Annotated in this window: 1 protein-coding gene; it reads right to left on the bottom strand. The window is 41.9% G+C overall.

Translation table 11 applies throughout. The annotated features are described in order from the left end of the window. Positions 1-13 precede the first annotated feature (13 nt). The gene (locus AB4167_RS21905; protein WP_029235596.1) at positions 14-1,321 is read right to left on the bottom strand and encodes an IS4 family transposase; all 1,308 of its coding nucleotides are present in this window, start codon (positions 1,319-1,321) and stop codon (positions 14-16) included. Positions 1,322-1,340 lie beyond the last annotated feature (19 nt).

Genomic DNA, 1,340 nt, shown 5'->3' with positions numbered 1-1,340 from the left:
TAATGCCGTTCACTTAAGAGTGAACGGCATTTTTGTTCTTAGCATACCGTTGTGGTCTGGGTTTAACTCTTCTAGGGAATGTCCTTTCCCTTCGCCCTTCAAGTATTAAGCTTTCAGCCATGTTGTGGAACCCCTTTAGCTGACGAGGTATTGCGCCTGGTGTTGAATAAGGTAAGCCTACAAGTAACGCTGATACATGAGCTAACGTGCCGTTAAAACTCAGTTGATAAGGAAGGTAATTTCCCTTTAAATTGAAGCAGAGCTCGACCATCTGATATCGGATTAAATTGTAAGTAAGCAAGATGCCCCATAACTCCTGCTTGACCAGCTCTGGTAAACGACTTCGCAGCGTAAGACGGTTTCCAAGCATGTATTGTTTTTGCTCTCGGTAGCCCAGCTCTATTTCCCAACGATGCTCATAAAGGCCTGCAATATCTTTTGATGGGTAACGCAGGGAGTCCGTCATGGAGGTTAATACTTGGTAGTCTTTTCCTTTAATTTTACGAGTGACAAGTCGAGCGGTTATCGACTTTGGTAAATCAGGCCATAGCTTTCTAGCTCTTGGATTACTGTGTAATTGAACAAGTTTGTCATTTCGCCCTAAAGATTGAACAATGTCATATTGTGTATTTTTCTTGAGGGGGATAAGCCAATGGCGCTCTGAGCCAGAGTCTTGCCATTTATGTAATAAACCTAAAGAATAGAACCCCTTATCGAACATTGTTACGCTATGGTTTGGTGTTGTTTCTATCAGTTTTTCAGCTAATATCATTTCGTTTGTATTGTAATTATCAAATGCACTGGCCGTAATAATGTGACTGCTTAGTTCCATTTGGCAGACCATTCTCACTTGCGGATATTGCGTCCCTTTTTGTCGAGAAAATGCCTTTTCATTTTGCGGGTTATCGGGCGTTCGCCAAACAACGCCATCGACGCCAAGCAGCGTTAATCCATTCCATTGGGGTAACTTTGCACTGTTTAACCATGACGTAGTCATTCGCTCAAAGACCGCTTTAATTGCGTCTTCACCCAACGTCTTTCGACGTTGAGTTAACGCACTCGGTGCGACAAAAGCTTTACCTGTACGGTCGACAATATCAAGTTGGTTCACTAAATCTTTCATGGATTTACTGTTATAGATAGCCATTCCAACAAGCAGCCACACCATGGATTCTAAAGTTAATTTCCTCTTTCTCATCGTGACAGTATCAGTAAGAGAATAGGCTTCGTCGATGAGTTCAATTGGAAGCAAGTCAGACAAAGTCTCAACGCTGCTAGGTTTCCAATCATTAATTATGTTTAGAGCTTGAGAAACATCCATAAAAAAATCCAAGTGCATT

Source organism: Vibrio sp. 10N.286.49.E11, assembly GCF_041469505.1.
GTDB classification, from domain to species: domain Bacteria; phylum Pseudomonadota; class Gammaproteobacteria; order Enterobacterales; family Vibrionaceae; genus Vibrio; species Vibrio crassostreae_C.
Note: the sequence above shows the minus strand (reverse complement) of the source record. Positions and strands in the feature narration are given on the sequence as shown.